Annotated in this window: 13 protein-coding genes; 8 read left to right on the top strand and 5 right to left on the bottom strand. The window is 67.8% G+C overall.

All coding sequences use genetic code 11. The features are described from left to right. Positions 1–235 precede the first annotated feature (235 nt). Both ACFTSF_RS27795 and ACFTSF_RS27790 read right to left on the bottom strand, forming a co-directional pair. On the bottom strand, positions 236–421 hold the full coding sequence (locus ACFTSF_RS27795) for a tautomerase family protein (protein ID WP_132194310.1): 186 nt from the start codon (positions 419–421) through the stop codon (positions 236–238). Positions 422–443: 22 nt separating this feature from the next. Continuing rightward, positions 444–1,955, bottom strand: a complete 1,512-nt coding sequence (locus tag ACFTSF_RS27790; RefSeq protein WP_380156880.1) for a sodium:solute symporter family protein — start codon at positions 1,953–1,955, stop codon at positions 444–446. Between the two features lie 161 nt (positions 1,956–2,116). Here ACFTSF_RS27790 and kduI point away from each other — a divergent pair, with 161 nt between their 5' ends. The 5 genes from kduI to ACFTSF_RS27765 are packed head-to-tail and all read left to right on the top strand — an operon-like array spanning position 2,117 to position 10,238. Then, a complete protein-coding gene (gene kduI, locus ACFTSF_RS27785; RefSeq protein WP_380156879.1) occupies positions 2,117–2,953 on the top strand; it encodes a 5-dehydro-4-deoxy-D-glucuronate isomerase in 837 nt (278 codons plus the stop codon). Next, positions 2,950–3,711, top strand: a complete 762-nt coding sequence (locus tag ACFTSF_RS27780; RefSeq protein WP_380156877.1) for an SDR family oxidoreductase — start codon at positions 2,950–2,952, stop codon at positions 3,709–3,711. The genes kduI and ACFTSF_RS27780 overlap by 4 nt, the downstream gene beginning before the upstream one ends. Positions 3,712–3,731: 20 nt before the next feature. Then, positions 3,732–4,481 (top strand): IclR family transcriptional regulator, encoded by a 750-nt coding sequence (locus ACFTSF_RS27775; RefSeq protein ID WP_344154337.1) that lies wholly within the window; start codon positions 3,732–3,734, stop codon positions 4,479–4,481. 54 nt (positions 4,482–4,535) lie between these two features. Further along, entirely contained in the window at positions 4,536–7,550 is a 3,015-nt protein-coding gene (locus ACFTSF_RS27770) for a CBM35 domain-containing protein (protein WP_380156874.1), read from the top strand. Between the two features lie 30 nt (positions 7,551–7,580). Further along, positions 7,581–10,238 carry a BTAD domain-containing putative transcriptional regulator gene (locus ACFTSF_RS27765; protein WP_380156873.1) on the top strand — a complete coding sequence of 886 codons (2,658 nt, stop codon included), beginning with the start codon at positions 7,581–7,583 and terminating at the stop codon, positions 10,236–10,238. A gap of 2 nt (positions 10,239–10,240) precedes the next feature. Here ACFTSF_RS27765 and ACFTSF_RS27760 read toward each other — a convergent pair whose 3' ends face one another. The 3 genes from ACFTSF_RS27760 to lepA are packed head-to-tail and all read right to left on the bottom strand — an operon-like array spanning position 10,241 to position 13,676. Next, positions 10,241–10,867: an MOSC domain-containing protein gene (locus ACFTSF_RS27760; protein ID WP_380156871.1), complete on the bottom strand. Its 627-nt coding sequence runs from the start codon at positions 10,865–10,867 to the stop codon at positions 10,241–10,243. A 14-nt stretch (positions 10,868–10,881) separates the two neighbouring features. Continuing rightward, entirely contained in the window at positions 10,882–11,790 is a 909-nt protein-coding gene (locus ACFTSF_RS27755; protein WP_380156869.1) for an aminoglycoside phosphotransferase family protein, read from the bottom strand. Then, a complete protein-coding gene (gene lepA / locus ACFTSF_RS27750; protein WP_380156867.1) occupies positions 11,790–13,676 on the bottom strand; it encodes a translation elongation factor 4 in 1,887 nt (628 codons plus the stop codon). The genes ACFTSF_RS27755 and lepA overlap by 1 nt, the downstream gene beginning before the upstream one ends. Positions 13,677–13,794: 118 nt before the next feature. Here lepA and ACFTSF_RS27745 point away from each other — a divergent pair, with 118 nt between their 5' ends. The 3 genes from ACFTSF_RS27745 to ACFTSF_RS27735 all read left to right on the top strand — a co-directional run bounded on the left by ACFTSF_RS27745 (position 13,795) and on the right by ACFTSF_RS27735 (position 16,424). Then, positions 13,795–14,697, top strand: a complete 903-nt coding sequence (locus ACFTSF_RS27745; protein WP_380156865.1) for a hypothetical protein — start codon at positions 13,795–13,797, stop codon at positions 14,695–14,697. Between the two features lie 63 nt (positions 14,698–14,760). Beyond that, entirely contained in the window at positions 14,761–15,288 is a 528-nt protein-coding gene (locus ACFTSF_RS27740) for a sigma-70 family RNA polymerase sigma factor (protein ID WP_344154358.1), read from the top strand. After that, complete coding sequence (locus ACFTSF_RS27735) at positions 15,285–16,424, top strand: hypothetical protein (RefSeq protein ID WP_380156863.1); 1,140 nt, start codon at positions 15,285–15,287, stop codon at positions 16,422–16,424. The genes ACFTSF_RS27740 and ACFTSF_RS27735 overlap by 4 nt, the downstream gene beginning before the upstream one ends. The last annotated feature ends 33 nt before the right edge of the window (positions 16,425–16,457 follow it).

Here is a 16,457-nt window from a genome sequence, read left to right as displayed (position 1 = left end):
GACAAACCTGTCTACCCAACAGAGCTCCGCTGCTTTACGTTCAACACACCCCTTGACACCACCCAACCCGCCTTAACTAACCGGCCTTGGGGTTAGCCCCTGAGATGAGGGGTTGCACGGCCAGATGGGGGGTGCGCGGGCGGGTTGGGGGGTTGGGGCGCGTGGTGGGGGGTGGGGGCAGGGGCGCGCCCCGGAGCCTCTGGGCGGAGAGGGCCGGGGCGCGGGGTGTGGCGGGTCAGCTGTCGGAGACTAGGACTCCGCCGTTGGCTACGTCGGACTTCTCGATTTCCTGGAAGACGATGCGGACGGCTTCGCGTTTGGCGCCGAGGATGGCGATCGCGGAATCCGTCACGGCGGCGACGAACTCGCGGCGCTGGTCGAGGGTGCGGCCGGACAGGAGTTCGACGGTGATGTTCGGCATATCAGGGTTCTCCAGAGGGGTGTCAGCCGAGGGCGGCGGCGCGCCGGGCGGCGACCTCCGCGGTCTCGTCGGGGTCGGTGTTGAGGGAGTCGAGCAGGTCGTCGACGTCGTCGCGGCGCTCCGGGAGGAGCAGGCCGAGGCCGACGAAGATCACCAGAGAGGTTGCCAGCGGCAACGCGACGACCAGGGTGGTGTCGGTGGAGCCGACGCCGTACTTCACGATCGCCCAGGTGATCAGGCCGATCGCCCAGGAGGCGAGCGCGGCGCGGGGACCGGAGCGCCGGAACCAGGGCAGCAGGCCGAGCATCAACGGGATCGCGATCGGGCCCATCGTGGCGGCCACCAGGTCGACCACGATCTTCAGTACGACGCCTTGGCCGTTGGTGGAGATCGCGATGATCATGCTCACCGTGACGAAGGCGAACGTGGTGATCCGGGCGAACTTCAGGGCCGCCACGTCGTTCATCTCGCGGACCTTCTTCACCAGGACCGGGGCGAGGTCACGGGTGATGACGGAGGAGATCGCGTTCGCGTCGGAGGCGACCATCGCCATCGTGTGCGAGAAGAAGCCGGCCAGCACCAGCCCGATCAGGCCGCTCGGCAGCAGCAGTTGGGCCAGCTGGACGTAGGACTGCTCGGCCTTGCCCGGGTGCACCAGCAGCGGCGCGGCGCACATCGGGATGAACAGGATCAGCGGCCAGACCAGCCAGAGGACCGACGACAGCAGCGCGGACTTCTTGGCCGCGGAACCGGACGGCGCAGCCATGTAGCGCTGGGCCAGGTTCCACATGCCGCCGTTGTACTCGAAGGTTTTGATGAACAGGAACGCGATCAGGAAGATCGGTGTGTACGGCCCGTTCAGCGCGTCGCCGTGGCCCTCGGGGAGCTTGTCCCACATCGTCCACAGCGTCGAGACGCCACCCAAGTGCGCCAGCACGCCGACGAACATCGCGATCCCGGCGGCGGCCTGGATGATGAACTGACCGAAGTCGGTGAGCACATCGGCCCATAGCCCACCCAGCGTCGCGTAGGCCATCGTCACGACGCCGGTGAGCAGGATGCCCCACCGCATCGGTACGCCGGTGAATCCGTTCAGCAGGATGCTGATCGCGACCCACTTGGACGCGATGTCGACCACCTTGAGAGCCGCACCGGAGTAGGCCAGAGCCTGCTGGGTCGGCAGGTTGTACCGACGGGCCAGGTACTCCAGCGGCGAGACAACCCCGTGCTTGGCTCGCAGCCGGTTCCAGCGGGCGGCGAACAGGAACGCGCCGATACCGACACCGACACCGATCGACACCGCCCACCAGACGTAGACGGTGATGCCGTAGTTGTAGGCGACGGCGGCGAACGCGACGAACATGACCGCGCTGTAGCCGGACATGTGGTGCGAGATGCCGGACAGCCACCAGGGAATCCGGCCTCCGGTCGTGAAGTAGTCGACGACGTTCTTGATCTTGGTGCGGGACCAGAGTCCGATCACCACCATCAGCACGAAGTAGCCGACCAGGACTGTCCAGTCCAGAGCGGTCATGGGGGTCCTCCCAGGGACATTGGGCGAGTGACTGGAAGGTTCCACCGAACAGAACACCGTGTCAAGAGACGGAACCCGGAACAAAAGTCGCCCTAGTTCCACCCGGCAAACCGCGCCCAGCAGCGTTTGACAGGAGGTTCTACTAGATAGAACCTGGTTCCGTGAATGCTCAGTCGCCACTCCAGATCCGCCACGCCACCCACCCCGCCCAGGTGCCCGGCTTCGACACCGCCGGACTGCGCGCGCAGTACCTGGTCGACGACCTCTTCACCCCGGACACGGTCACCGCGGTGCTCACCCACCACGACCGGATCGTGCTGGCCGGCGCCGTCCCCGCCACCGCCCCGCTCACCCTCGGCACCTGGTCCGAGCTGCGCAGCGAGTACTTCTTCGAACGCCGCGAGGCCGGCATCGTCAACGTCGGCGGCCCGGGCACGGTCACCGCCGACGGCACCAAGTACGAGCTGACCACCGGTGCCTGCCTGTACGTCGGCCGTGGCACGCGCGAGGTGATTTTCGAAGGCGCCGGCTCGGCGTTCTACCTCTTCTCGGCCAACGCGCACACCGAGTTCCCGACCGCGCTGGTCAACCCCGGCGAGGGCAACCGGCTCGAGCTCGGTGACCAGCAGACCGCGAACCGCCGGACGATCGATCAGTACATCCACGCCGGCGGCGTACAGAGCTGCCAGGTCGTGCTCGGCGTGACCACGCTGCACGCCGGCAGCACCTGGAACACGATGCCCGCGCACACGCACGACCGCCGTACCGAGTGCTATCTGTACTTCGGTCTGCCCGAGACCGAGCGGATCGTGCACCTGCTCGGCGAGCCCGACGAGACCCGGCACCTGCTGGTGGCCGACCGGCAGGCGATCATCTCCCCGAGCTGGTCGATCCACTCCGGCGTCGGCACCTCGTCGTACAGCTTCGTCTGGGCGATGGCCGGCGAGAACCAGGCCTTCACCGACATGGACGGCGTCGACGTCCGGGATCTCCGGTGACAGCTGGGGCGTTCAGCCTCAAGGGCCGTACGGCGCTCGTCACCGGCGCCCGGCGGGGTATCGGAGCGGCCATCGCCGCCGGGTACGCCGCTGCCGGCGCCGAGCTGATCCTGTTCGCCCGCGACGCGGCGCTCGAGGACACGCTGGAGGCGATCAAGCAGAACGGCGGTGGCGAGGCCACCATCGTGACCGCCGACTTCGCCGACCCCGATGCCGTCGAAGCAGCCGCGATCGAGCTCGCGCGGACCCGGCAGGTCGACATCCTGGTCAACAACGCCGGCACGATCCGCCGAGCACCCGCTGCCGAAACCAGTACGGCGGACTGGCGACACGTGATCGACGTGAACCTGAACTCCACCTGGGCGGTGACCCGGCCGATCGGGGCTGCAATGGCCGAACGGGGCGCCGGGAAGATCGTCACGATCGCGTCCCTGCTCAGCTTCCAGGGCGGGATCACAGTTCCGGCCTACACTGCCAGCAAGCACGCGGTCGCGGGACTGACCCGGGCGCTCGCCAACGAATGGGGTGCGGCCGGTGTCCAGGTGAACGCGATCGCACCGGGCTACATCAGTACCGACAACACCACCGACCTACGGGCCGACCCGGAGCGCGAGACCGCAATCCGGTCCCGTATCCCGGCCGGTCGCTGGGGGCGGCCGGACGATCTCGTCGGCGCGGCGGTCTTCCTGGCCTCCTCGGCGGCGGACTACGTCAACGGCCATATCCTCGCGGTCGACGGTGGCTGGCTGGCCAGATAAGGAGTGGCAGGATGTCCGACATGAGTTCGCCCTCGGCCATCGACAAGACGTTGATGGTGTTGGATGCCGTCCTGGAGCACTCGCGGTTCACCGATGTGGTGAACGCGACCGGTCTGGCCAAGTCCACCGTGCACCGGATCATGGCTTCGCTCGTGGAGCACGAGTTCGTCGCACAGGCCGATGACGGTTCGTACCATCCGGGCCCGAAGGCACTCCGGCTGGCCGGGCACGCCCTGACGAACGTCGACCTGGCCACGGTCGCCCGCCCGGTGCTCGCCGACCTGGTCGCCCAGACGCGCTGCACCGTGCACGTCGGCCTGCTCAACGGTGACGAGGCGATCTATGTCGCCCGCCTGGACGGCCCGAAGCCGTACCGGATGCCGTCCCGGGTCGGGAAGGCGTTCTGGCTGCACTGCACCGGGATCGGCAAGGCACTCCTGGCGGAGAAGGACGATGACGCCCTCGACGCCCACATCACCCGGACCGGTCTGCCCGCGCGGACCCCGCTGACCCACACCACGGCGGCGGGCCTGAAGGCCGACCTGGCTCAGGTTCGGGCGCGCGGGTACGCGCTGGACGACGAGGAGAACGAACCGGGCATCCGGTGCGTAGCCGCCGTCATCCACGACCACACGGGGCTGGCCATTGCCGCGGTCAGCATATCCACGTTGTCACTGGAGCAGTCGATCGCCCAGGTCGCGTTGATGGCACCGGCGGCGACCGAGGCGGCCCGCAAGATCTCCGCTGCGTTGGGCTACCGGGAGCCCTGAGCGAGGCCTATGGTTAGGAAACATTCCTAACCATTAAGTGCAGAGGACCGCCCCATGAAATCTCCTCTCCGCTGGTTGCTCGCCGGAGCTCTGGTCGCCGGAATCCTGATTCCCCCGACGTCCAGTGTTGCCGCGGCTGCTGCCTCGGTCAGTCCCATCCCCGGTTTCCAGTTACAGACCTCAGCGCAGGTCTCCGACGACTCGGCCGTCACCAAGCCGGGTTTCCCGACCACCGGCTGGTTGCCGGTCTCCTCCCGGTCGACCGTGTACGCCGGGCTGCTGCAGAACAACAAGTACCCCGACCCGTTCTTCTCGACGAACATGAAGAACGTCGACAAGGCGCAGTTCAACGTCCCGTGGTGGTACCGCACCGAGCTGCAGTTGGGTGACACCGGCCAGCGCACGTACCTCGACTTCAGCGGTGTGCTGTCGCGGGCCGACGTCTGGGTGAACGGCGTCCGCGTCGCCGACAAGAACCAAGTCGTCGGCGCCTACACACGGCACGACCTCGACATCACCGCGCAGGTGCATGCCGGGAGCAACTCGATCGCGTTCAAGGTCTACCCGAACGACCCGAACCGCGATCTCACCATGGGCTGGATCGACTGGGCGCAGACTCCGCCGGACAAGAACATGGGCATCGTGCGCGACGTCCTGGTCCGGCGCAGCGGCGCGGTCGCCCTCCGCGGTGCCCATGTGCTCACCAAGCTGACGGTGCCGTCGCTGAACCACGTGGACCTGACACCGAAGGTTGACGTGCGCAACGACTCGTCTGCAGCCGTGACCACCACGGTCAGCGGGACAGTGGCCGGCGTACCGGTCAGTCAGACGGTGTCCCTTGCGGCCAAGGAGACGAAGACGGTCACCTTCGCGACGATCGGGCTGGACAACCCGAACGTCTGGTGGCCGGCTGGGATGGGCGGTCAGCCGCTCTACGCGATCGACCTGACCGCATCGGTCGGCGGTACGGCGTCAGACAGTACGTCGGCCAAGTTCGGCGTACGGGATGTGAAGGCGCCGCTGAACAGCAGTGGTGGCCGGGCGTACTCGATCAACGGACGGCCGTTGCTGATCAAAGGCGGTGGCTATTCACCGGACCTGTTCCTGCGCTGGGATCAGACCGCGGCCGCCGACAAGCTCAAGTATGTCAAGGATCTGGGCCTGAACACGGTCCGGCTGGAAGGCCACATCGAGCCGGACGAGTTCTTCGACCTGGCCGATGAGCTCGGCGTCCTGACCATGCCCGGTTGGGAATGCTGCGACAAATGGGAGGCCAACGGGTGGAGCGCGGAGGACAAGGCGGTCGCCAAACTGTCGATGACCGGCGAGGCTGAGCGGCTGCGCAACCACCCCAGTGTCTTCACCTTCCTGATCGGCAGTGACTTCGCGCCGCCCGCGGACAAGGAGAAGGGCTACCTCGACGCGTTGGCGGCGGCCGACTGGCAGACGCCGATCATTCCGGCCGCCTCGGCGAAGTCGTCGCCGCAGCTCGGCGCATCCGGGATGAAGATGAACGGGCCGTACGACTGGATCCCGCCGAACTACTGGTACGACAAGGCGCACAACAACTCCGGTGGTGCATGGAACTTCAACTCCGAGACATCGGCCGGTCCGGACATCCCCACGCTGGACACGTTGAACCGGATGATGACGCCGGCCGAGCTCGAGGTGCTCTGGAAGAACCCGGCGGCCAACCAGTACCACCGGTCCGAGTCGTCGACGTTCGGCAACCTCAAGCTGTTCGGCAACGCCCTGGCCGGCCGGTACGGCGCTCCGGCGGATCTGAACGACTATGTGAAGAAGGCGCAACTCGCCGCGTACGAGAACGTGCGGGCCGAGTTCGAGTCGCACAACCGCAACTTCAGCGACGCGTCGAACCCGTCGACCGGGTTGATCTACTGGATGCTGAACAGTGGCTGGACGTCACTGCACTGGCAGCTCTTCGACGCCTACCTGGATCAGAACGGCGCGTACTACGGCGCGAAGAAGGCGAACGAGCCGCTGCACATCCAGTACTCCTACGACACCAAGTCCGTTGCCGTCGTCAACCAAAACCACGCCGCGGCGTCGGGGCTGACGGCCTCGGTCAAGCTCTACAACATCGACGGGACCGAGAAGTTCTCCCAGTCGGCGAACGTGACGGTTCCCGGTGACGGCGGCAAGACGACAGCGTTGACGATCCCGGCGGTCAGCGGCCTGTCGACGACGTACTTGGCGAAGCTTGTGCTGACGAACTCGTCGGGTGCCGAGGTGAGCCGGAACGTGTACTGGCTGTCCACCAAGGCGGACACGCTCGATTGGAACAACACCGACTGGTACTACACGCCGACGACCAGCTACGCCGACCTCAAGGGTCTGTCTTCGCTTGCGCAGACGCCGGTGTCAGCGAGCGCGTCGACGACGACCTCCGGTGCGAACACCATCACCACGGTGACGCTGAAGAACACGTCGACCGCCAAGACCCCGGCGTTCTACCTCGACGCGCATGTCGTGACGAATGGCAAGCCGGTGTTGCCGATCCAGTGGAACGACAATGCGGTGTCGTTGTGGCCGGGCGAGACGACGGTACTGCGAGCGACGTACCGGACCGCGGATCTGAAGGGCGCCTCGCCATCGGTGCGGATCACCGGGTGGAACACGGCCACGCAGACGATCCCGGGCAACGGCGGCGGACCAACCGACCCAGAACCGGTCGTGTATGAGGCCGAGGACGCGACCATCACCAACGGCGTGGTCGAGTCGAACCACGCCGGCTTCACCGGTCGCGGTTTCGTGAACTACGACAACGCGGTCGGCAGTGCGGTCGAGTGGACGGTCAACGCGACCACGGCCGGCCCGGCCACGGTCGAGCTGCGCTACGCCAACGGTACGACGGCGAACCGGGCGATGGACGTGTCGGTGAACGGCACTGTCGTCTCCCCCGGGCTCGCCTTCGCCGGGACCGGAGCCTGGACGACCTGGCAGACCAGGACGATCACGGTCAATCTGGTTGCGGGGAGCAACAAGATCAAGGCGGTCGCCACCACGGCGAACGGCGGTCCGAACGTGGACAAGCTCACCACGTCATAGAATCGGGGCCCCAGGGACCCGGGAGGTCGGATGCGGTTCGCGGTGCTCGGCACAATCGAGGCCCGGACCCAGGACGACGTACCGGTGGACCTGGGGCACCTGCGACAGCAGTCCGTGCTGGCCGTCCTGCTCGTCGAGCACGGGCGGCCGGTGCCGGCCGACGTACTGGTCGACCGGGTCTGGGGCGACGCGCCGCCGCAGCGAGCGCGGGAGACCCTGTACTCGTACCTCTCCCGCCTGCGACGCATCCTCGGCGACGTCCTCGTACGGCGGCCTGGTGGCTACGTGCTCGAAGTCGCCGCCGACCAGATCGACATGCACGCCTTTCGCACCTTGGTCGGTACGGCGTCCTTGCCCGAAGCGCTCGCGCTGTGGCGGGGCGAGCCCTTCGCCGGTCTGGACACACCCTGGTTCGTCGAGCAACGGCAGGTGCTCGTCGCAGCGCACTTCGCGGCCGAACTCGACCTGGTCGATCGGCAGCTGGAGCAGGGCGCACACGACCAGCTGCTGCCGAGTCTGATCAGCCGTGCCGAAGCTCATCCGCTGGACGAGCGAGTCGCCCGACAGCTGATCGACGCACTGGACCGGGCGGGCCGGACGGCCGAGGCGCTCGACCAGTACGACCGCCTCCGCCGGCGGCTGGCGGCCGAGCTGGGGATCGACCCGTCGACGTCACTCCAGCAGCTGCATCAGCGACTGTTGCAGCAGCCCACCCCCAGCCGAGTCGTGCCCCGGCAGCTACCGGCTGCGCCTGGGACCTTCAGCGGCCGTTCCGAGGCGCTCGACCAGCTCAGGTCGGACGCAGGCATCACTGCGGTCAGCGGGATCGGGGGTGTCGGCAAGACGTCGCTGGTCCTGCACTGGGCGCACCGCAACCTGGATCGCTTCCCGGACGGGCAGTTGTTCATCGACCTGCGTGGGTTCGACCCGACGGATGCACCGCTGCCGGTCTCGACTGCGCTCACTGCGTTCCTGCATGCGCTGGGTGCATCCGATACGACGATCGCGGCCGACGAGCAGGCGCGGGTCGGCGCGTACCGGACGTTGCTGGCCGGCAAGCGGATGCTGATCGTGCTGGACAACGCGATCGACAGCACCCAGGTCGTTCCGCTGCTACCCGGCCGCCCGGGCTGCACGGTCGTGGTGACGAGCCGGAGCCGACTCGGCGGGCTGCTGACACACCACTCCGCCGTACTGGTCGATCTGGACGTGCTGCCGGCTGCGGACGCCGATGCGGTCCTGGCGCGACAGGTTGGTACGGCTCGGCGTGCGGCAGAGCCGGAGGCCTTCGCGGAACTGCTGGAGCACTGTGCCGGTCTGCCACTCGCACTGGCGATCGTGGCGGCGCGGGCTGGTTCGCGTCCCGATCTGCCGCTCAGCGTGCTGGCTGACGAGCTCCGTGAGTCCCGGCTCGACGCGCTGACCACCGACGAGCTGACGGATAGCCTGCGGAGCGTCTTCGCATCGTCGTACCGGGCGTTGTCGCCGGAGGAGGCCGAGCTGTTCGTCCTGATGGCGCTCGCCCCGGGCCCGGACCTCGGGATCGGCGCTGCGGCCAGTCTGGCCGATCAGCCGGTCGGCCGTGTCCGCGCGCTGTTGCGGCGGCTGGAGAGCGCCAACCTGATCAACCAGAACGCACCGGGTCGCTATCGCATCCACGACCTGCTCCGGCTGTACGCCGTTGAGCAGCACGACCCGGAGTCGCGTCGAGCCGCCCTGCGCCGACTGGTCGACCACTACCTGTTCAGCACCTTCAACGCGGACCGCCTGCTCGCCCCACGCCGCCCACAGCAGCAACTCGAGCACTCCGAGCCCGGTGCGCGTCCGGTGGAACACCCCGATCGTGCTGCGGCTCAGCAGTGGCTGGAGACCGAGCACGCGTGCATAGTCAGGGCACAGCGCCTAGCGGCAGCCGAAGGCCTCCACACTCGGGTCTGGCAGCTCGCCTGGGCGCTCAACACGTTCCACAACCGCAGCGGCCATCAGACCGCTCAGCTGATCGTGTGGGACCGAGCACTGGGCAGCGTCCCGCAGCTGACCGACCCGGCCGTGCAGGCGCTCGTCCTGCGTTTCCTCGGGCACACGTACGCGAAGGTCGGTCGGCACAACGAGTCCATGCAGGTGCTCACCGAAGCGTTGCAGTACGCCGAACAGGACGGCTCCGCGCTGGTGCTCGGTCACGCCCATCAAGCGCTGGCCGCGGCCTACGAGCGACAGGGCGACTACGAGAAGGCCCTGCCGCACGCGCTCCAACAGCTGGCACACCGCCGTCGCCTGGATCCCGTCTGGGCCGCTGACGCGCTCAACTTCGTCGGCTGGCTCTACGCGCTCAGCGCCCGCTACGCCGACGGCCGCCCGTACTGCGAAGAGGCGTTGAGCATCTACATCTCCGTCGGCGACCGCGACGGCGAGGCCGTGACCACCGACAGCCTCGCCTACATCGCCCACGGCGACGGCCGGTACGCCGATGCGGCCGCGAGCTATCAGCACGCGATCGGCTTGTACCGCCAGATGGGAAGCGCCTATCACCTGGCGAACTCCCTCGACCGCGTCGGCGACACCTACCTGGCGCTCGGCGATCAGGCCGCCGTACGGGCGCACTGGCAGGAAGCCGTCGACATGTTCCGCCAGCAGGGGCGGGACGCTGATGCCGATCGGCTGACCAAGGCGCTGGCCGAGCTCGCCTGACTTTAAGCGCGGCCTGCGATGCGCTGCGCGATACCGCGGACCTCATCGCGCAGGTCGGTACGGGAGTCGAGCATGCCCTGCATCTTGGCGGAGTCCTGGCCGGCGAACATCTCCGCGACCGTCACCTCGTGGTCGGGACGGCTGAGGATCTCGATGCGATCGTCGGCGCCGATCGTGCCGGTCTTCAGAACCTTCAGGTAGGCGCCGGGGCGGCCGGCTTGGTAGAAGCGCTTCGCCCAGTGCGGCTGCTGCATGCGGTGCTGGAAGGTGACGCACGGGATGCGCGGCGACCGAACCTGCACCTCCACCTCGTCGCCGATCCGCCAGACCTCGCCCAGCAGTGCGCCGCTGATGTCCAGGCCCTCGGTGCGGAGGTTCTCGCCGAACAGACCAGTGGGGATCTCGCGGCTGAGCTCCGCGGCCCACCAGCCGGCGTCCTCCTCGGCGTACGCGTAGAGCGCCTGGTCGGGACCGCCGTGGTTCTTCGTGTCGCACACCTGGTCACCGGCGAGCCCGAGTGTACCCACGGCCACCCGCCCGGCCTGAGGCCGCTTGTCGATCGCGGTGAGCCCCGTGTCCTTCGGACCAGGGATGAGCTCCTCGACCACGTTCACCGTCAGCACGCGCATACCGGCCAGGTTAGCTACTCCTGGATAGCTTTGACGATGGAGATATTGCGGGTCAACCAATCCCGCGGCAGCAACGCATCGGTCGTGGCGCTCTCGACGGCCCACAGCACGTTCAGCATCTGGCGGAGGATCACCCAACTGCGAGCGCGGGCCTCGTCCAGCCCGGCCGCATCGATCGCGGTGTAGAAGCGCTGCTGGACAGCGAACCGGAGATCACCGGTGATCTCGTCCCAGCGATTCCAGATCAGCGGCGCGACCTCGTAGTGCGGGTCGCCGGACAACGGCTTGGGGTCGATCACCAGCCACGGCTCGCGGTTCCCCGCCAACACGTTCTGGTAGTGCAGGTCGGTGTGGATCAGACGGCCGTCGGTGGCCGGGTCCGAGACGAAATCCTCGGCCAGCGAGATCGCTTGCTCGACGTACCGGTGTGGCACCGGCGCTGACGCCGGCAGTTGCCGGAACCGCTCTAGCCACCGCTTCAGCTCCCCCGACAACGTTCGGTACTGCGGCCCGGCGACCACGTGCAGCCGCTGGTACGTCGTACCGACGAGCTCGCACGCGTCGAGAACCGGGAGCGTGGTCAGGTCACGCGGCTCCAACCGCTCGAGCAGCAACGCGAACCGCCGCGGATCCGCCCGCAGCAACTGGACCGCACCGTTTCCGGCCCAGTCCCGCAGCGCGAGGTGCTCGGTCTCCGCCTCCCAGTGCGGGAACTGCACCTTCAGTACGGCGCTCTGTCCGTCGCCCGTGCGGACCGGTACGACGAGCGCGCACTCGCCGTGTGCCGACGCCCCGTCGACCCGCAGCTGCCACTCGTCGAGCAGCTCACGGGTCAACCGCGGCAGCCGATCCAGCCAGTCCGCCCAGTCCTGTCCCCTGGAGGCAACGACGAGCAGACCGGCCGGGATGTCGACAGCGGGCACTACTTCTTGGCCTTCTCCGCCGGCTCGTTCGTCTTGAGGGCAGCGATGAAGGCTTCCTGCGGGACCTCGACCCGGCCCACCATCTTCATCCGCTTCTTGCCCTCCTTCTGCTTCTCGAGCAGCTTGCGCTTCCGGGTGATGTCACCGCCGTAGCACTTCGCGAGGACGTCCTTGCGGATCGCGCGGATCGACTCGCGGGCGATGATCCGGGACCCGATCGCGGCCTGGATCGGCACCTCGAACTGCTGCCGCGGGATCAGCTCCTTGAGCTTGCCGGCCAGCGCGACGCCGTACGCGTAGGCGTTGTCGCGGTGCACGATCGCGGAGAACGCGTCGACCGTCTCGCCCTGCAGCAGGATGTCCACCTTGACCAGGTTGGCCGCCTGCTCACCGGTGGGCTCGTAGTCGAGCGAGGCGTAACCCTTGGTCTTCGACTTCAGCTGGTCGAAGAAGTCGAAGACGATCTCGGCCAGCGGCAGCGTGTAACGCAGCTCGACGCGGTCCTCGGACAGGTAGTCCATCCCGAGCAGGTTGCCGCGCTTGGTCTGGCACAGGTCCATGATCGTGCCGATGAAGTCCTTCGGGCTCAGGATCGTCGCCCGCACCACCGGCTCGAAGATCTCGTCGATCTTGCCCTCGGGGAACTCGCTCGGGTTGGTGACGACGTGCTCCTTGCCGTCCTCCATCGTGACCCGGTACACCACGTTCGGCGCGGTCGAGATCAGATCGAGGTCGAACTCGCGCTCGAGCCGCTCGCGGACGATCTCCATGTGCAGCAGGCCGAGGAAGCCACAGCGGAAGCCGAAGCCGAGCGCGCCGGAGCTCTCCGGCTCGTACTGCAGGGCCGCGTCGTTCAGCTGCAGACGCTCCAGGGCGTCCCGCAGGGTCGGGTAGTCGTCGCCGTCGATCGGGAAGAGACCGGAGTACACCATCGGTTGCGGGTGCTTGTAGCCACCCAGCGCCTCGGTCGCACCCCGGATCGCCGCGGTGACGGTGTCACCGACCCGGGACTGGCGGACGTCCTTCACGCCGGTGATCAGGTAGCCGACCTCGCCGACGCCGATGCTGCCCGACTTCTTCGGCTCGGGCGAGATCACCCCGACCTCGAGCATCTCGTGCACGGCGCCGGTCGACATCATCTTGATCCGGTCGCGGTGCGTCAGCTCGCCGTCGACCACCCGGACGTAGGTCACCACGCCGCGGTAGGTGTCGTAGACCGAGTCGAAGATCAGCGCCCGCGGCGGCGCGTCCTTGACGCCCTTCGGCGGGTCGATCTGGGCGACGATCTCGCTCAGCAGGTCCTCGACACCCTCACCGGTCTTCGCCGACACCCGCAGCACGTCCTCGGGCCGGCAGCCGATGATGTGCGCCAGCTCGGCGGCGTACTTGTCCGGCATCGCGCCCGGCAGGTCGATCTTGTTCAGCACGGGAATGATGTGCAGGTCCGCGTTCAGCGCCAGGTACAGGTTGGCCAGCGTCTGCGCCTCGATGCCCTGGGCGGCGTCGACCAGCAGCACCGCGCCCTCACACGCCTCCAGCGACCGCGACACCTCGTAGGTGAAGTCCACGTGGCCGGGGGTGTCGATCATGTTCAGGATGTACGTCGTACCGTCCGCGGCCAGCAGGCCACCCGGAGTGTCCGGCTTCGGCGTGAACGGCAGCCGGACCGCCTGCGACTTGATGGTGATACCGCGCTCACGCTCGATGTCCATCCGGTCCAGGTACTGGGCCCGCATCTGCCGTGGGTCGACCACACCGGTGATCTGCAGCATCCGGTCGGCCAGCGTCGACTTGCCGTGGTCGATGTGGGCGATGATGCAGAAGTTCCGGATCAGCGTCGGGTCGGTACGACCCGGCTGCGGCACATTCGGGGGGCCAACGGGCACGGAGAGGATCCAGTTCGTCTCGAGTAATACCTGGTGAACTGGTCAATCATCCCATGCGGGGCCAGCGGATTTGAAAAATCGCAGCAGCCCGGCCGCGCGCGCCCTACCGTGGTGACGCATGGCACACGCTGCAGGGGTCCGCCTCCCGTTCGAAAAGACGCCTTTGGCGGTGCGGGCCTGGGTCGAACGAGCCCTCGGCTCGACGGTGGTCTCCGCCACCACCCAGCAGGGCGGCTTCTCCCCCGGCGTCGCCGCCCGCCTGGTCACCGCCTCCGGCCGCCGCGCCTTCGTCAAAACCGTCGGTACGGCGCTCAACCCGAAGACACCCACGCTGTTCCGCCAGGAGATCGTGGCCGTCCAGTCCATCGGACCGCTGGCCTCGACTCCGCGCCTGCTGGACGTGTACGACGACGGTGACTGGGTCGGCCTGCTCTTCGAGGACATCTCCGGGTGGTTGCCATCGCACCCCTGGGTCCAGCCGGAGGTGGACCGAGTGCTGGACGCCCTGGCCGAACTGACCGAGGCCCTGGACCCATCGCCGTGGCCGGACGCACCGGTGGTGGCAATCCGCAGCCGCGAGTTCCTGAGCCGCTGGGACCAGGTGCTCACGGACGGCCTCGCCGTACCGGACTGGCTGGTCGGCCGGGTGCAGGAGCTGGCCGCGCTGGCCCAGGACACGCTGCGAGTCATGGCGGACGGCAAGGCGCTCGCCCACTACGACCTGCGCGCGGACAATCTCATCCTCACCGAGGACCGCGTGGTCTTCATCGACTGGGCACACCCCGGCCTTGGCCCCCGCTGGACCGACACTGTGATCCTGCAGGCGGACATGCGGAGCAGTGCGGTCCGGCTGCCCCCGCTACCGGACGACCCCGCGATCACCGGCTTCATCGCCGCCATCGCGGGCGGCCAGTGGTGGGGCGCAGCCCAGGAGCCCCCGCCCGGGCTCCCGACGATCCGCACCTGGCAGCGAGAGCAGGCCCTCGTCCACCTCGACTGGGTGCGGGAGCGACTGGGATAGCAGCCCAATCTCGAAAAGCAGCTTTTTGGGGGTACGGGCGTCTCTGGGGGTGTGACGAATCAAATGGTGAGCATCAGCGGCCCCGTCCGGGCCCTGGCGCGTGATGACGCGCAGACCGCCGTGTCGGCGCTCTATCAGCAGCACTGGGCAGGCCTCGTCCGCCTGGCCGTGCTGGTGATGGACGACCGGCAGGCGGCAGAGGACGTCGTACAGGAGGCTTTCACCAACCTGTACCGGCACTGGCCGCTGAAGGAGCCGGAAGCGGCGCTCGGATACCTGCGAACCGCGGTCCTCAACCGCAGCCGCTCGGTCCTGCGCCGCCGCCGGGTCGCGCGGCTCTACATCCCGCCCCACCAGGCCCCCAACGCCTCCGCCGAGAGCGACGCAGTCCTCGGCGAAGAGCGCCTCCAGGTGCAACGGGCACTGCAGGCCCTACCCACCCGGACCCGCGAGGTCCTGGTCCTCCGCTTCTACCTAGATCTCCCGTTCGCCGAAATCGCCCACCTCCTGGGCATCGGCGAGTCCAGCGCCCGCTCGAACGCCTCCCGAGGCCTCGCGACGCTGACCGACCGCTTGAAGGACATCCGATGACCGACACCGAATCCCGCCTCCGCGACTACCTCGACACCAAGGCCGCCACAGTCCCCACCACCGCCCAAGGCCCAGGCCTCCTGACCGACACCTCCCCCCGACGCCCCCTCTGGCCCATCCTCGCCACCGCCGCCTCAGTTGCCGCCGTACTGGCCCTCACCGTCACCGTCCTGACCCACCTAGGCCCCGACAAGCCGACCCCAGCTAGCCCTCCCGCCCCACGGATGGAGGGACTTCCGTTCACGATCATCGATCCCCAGGGCAAGGGCACGCTCCACGACGGGGACCGGACGGTCAAACGGCCGGCGGACGTCAGCTCGATCAGCGCCCGCGTCGGCGACGGATGGATCGCTTCGTACGACAAGGACGCGACGTACGGCCTCGCGATTCTGAAGGCAGACGGGACCTATCGGCCCATCGGGCCGGTTTGGGCCGACTCCCCCGTCGTCTCACCCGACGGCAAGCAGATCGCCATGGTCGTCCGGGACAAGCGGGGCGACGACAGCGGACGCCTGGCAGTTTTCGACGTCGCCACCGGGGCCCAGGTGACAGCGGTGGAGCTGCCGAAGTACCGGACTTCGCTGTCCGGCTGGAACAGCACCGGCATCTGGATCGACTCTCACGACTTCGGGCCGCCCTGGAAACAGGAACTGCGCGTGTGGCAGCCGGGTGCGCCGGCAGCGCAGGAAGTTCCGGTCGGCAAGGGCTTCAGCTCGGTCACCACCCGTGCGGACACCGCCACCGTTGTCGTGACACAGGAGACCGGGGACGGCCACTGCTACCGGGCCGGCTCCCTGCAGGACGGCAGGCTCAAGATCGAGCGGGAGCATTGCAACCGCCAGGTCGAGGCCGCCTATCCGGTGGTGTCCACCGATGGCCGCAGCATGTTGAACAGCTCGGCCAAGCTGATCATCGACATCCCCAGCGGGAAGACCACCAAGCTTCAACTGCCGGAGCCGATCATCGTCTGGCCGAAGCCGGTCTTCGAGAACGCGACGAAGGTCCAGGTCGTCACGCAGGCCAAGGGAAATGATGCCAACAAGCAGAGCCTGTACCGCTGCGACGTGACCACCGGCGCGTGCAAGCTGCTCCGGACCGAGAAGAAGGGCTACCAGATCGTCCTCGCTCTGCCCTGACAATGACGAAAGGGCGGTCCCACCATCCCCGTG

Source organism: Kribbella sp. NPDC056951, assembly GCF_042674205.1.
Classification (GTDB): Bacteria; Actinomycetota; Actinomycetes; order Propionibacteriales; family Kribbellaceae; genus Kribbella; species Kribbella yunnanensis.
The sequence above is the reverse complement of the archived record's forward strand: the minus strand, read 5'-3'. Positions and strand labels throughout refer to the sequence as shown.

Bases quoted from the DNA above. Each gene is read 5' to 3' on its own strand.
- ACFTSF_RS27795 (WP_132194310.1), bottom strand. From the start codon at position 421: ATGCCGAACATCACCGTCGAACTCCTGTCCGGCCGCACCCTCGACCAG.
- ACFTSF_RS27790 (WP_380156880.1), bottom strand. From the start codon at position 1,955: ATGACCGCTCTGGACTGGACAGTCCTGGTCGGCTACTTCGTGCTGATG.
- ACFTSF_RS27775 (WP_344154337.1), top strand. From the start codon at position 3,732: ATGAGTTCGCCCTCGGCCATCGACAAGACGTTGATGGTGTTGGATGCC.
- ACFTSF_RS27770 (WP_380156874.1), top strand. From the start codon at position 4,536: ATGAAATCTCCTCTCCGCTGGTTGCTCGCCGGAGCTCTGGTCGCCGGA.
- ACFTSF_RS27765 (WP_380156873.1), top strand. From the start codon at position 7,581: ATGCGGTTCGCGGTGCTCGGCACAATCGAGGCCCGGACCCAGGACGAC.
- ACFTSF_RS27760 (WP_380156871.1), bottom strand. From the start codon at position 10,867: ATGCGCGTGCTGACGGTGAACGTGGTCGAGGAGCTCATCCCTGGTCCG.
- ACFTSF_RS27745 (WP_380156865.1), top strand. From the start codon at position 13,795: ATGGCACACGCTGCAGGGGTCCGCCTCCCGTTCGAAAAGACGCCTTTG.
- ACFTSF_RS27740 (WP_344154358.1), top strand. From the start codon at position 14,761: ATGGTGAGCATCAGCGGCCCCGTCCGGGCCCTGGCGCGTGATGACGCG.
- ACFTSF_RS27735 (WP_380156863.1), top strand. From the start codon at position 15,285: ATGACCGACACCGAATCCCGCCTCCGCGACTACCTCGACACCAAGGCC.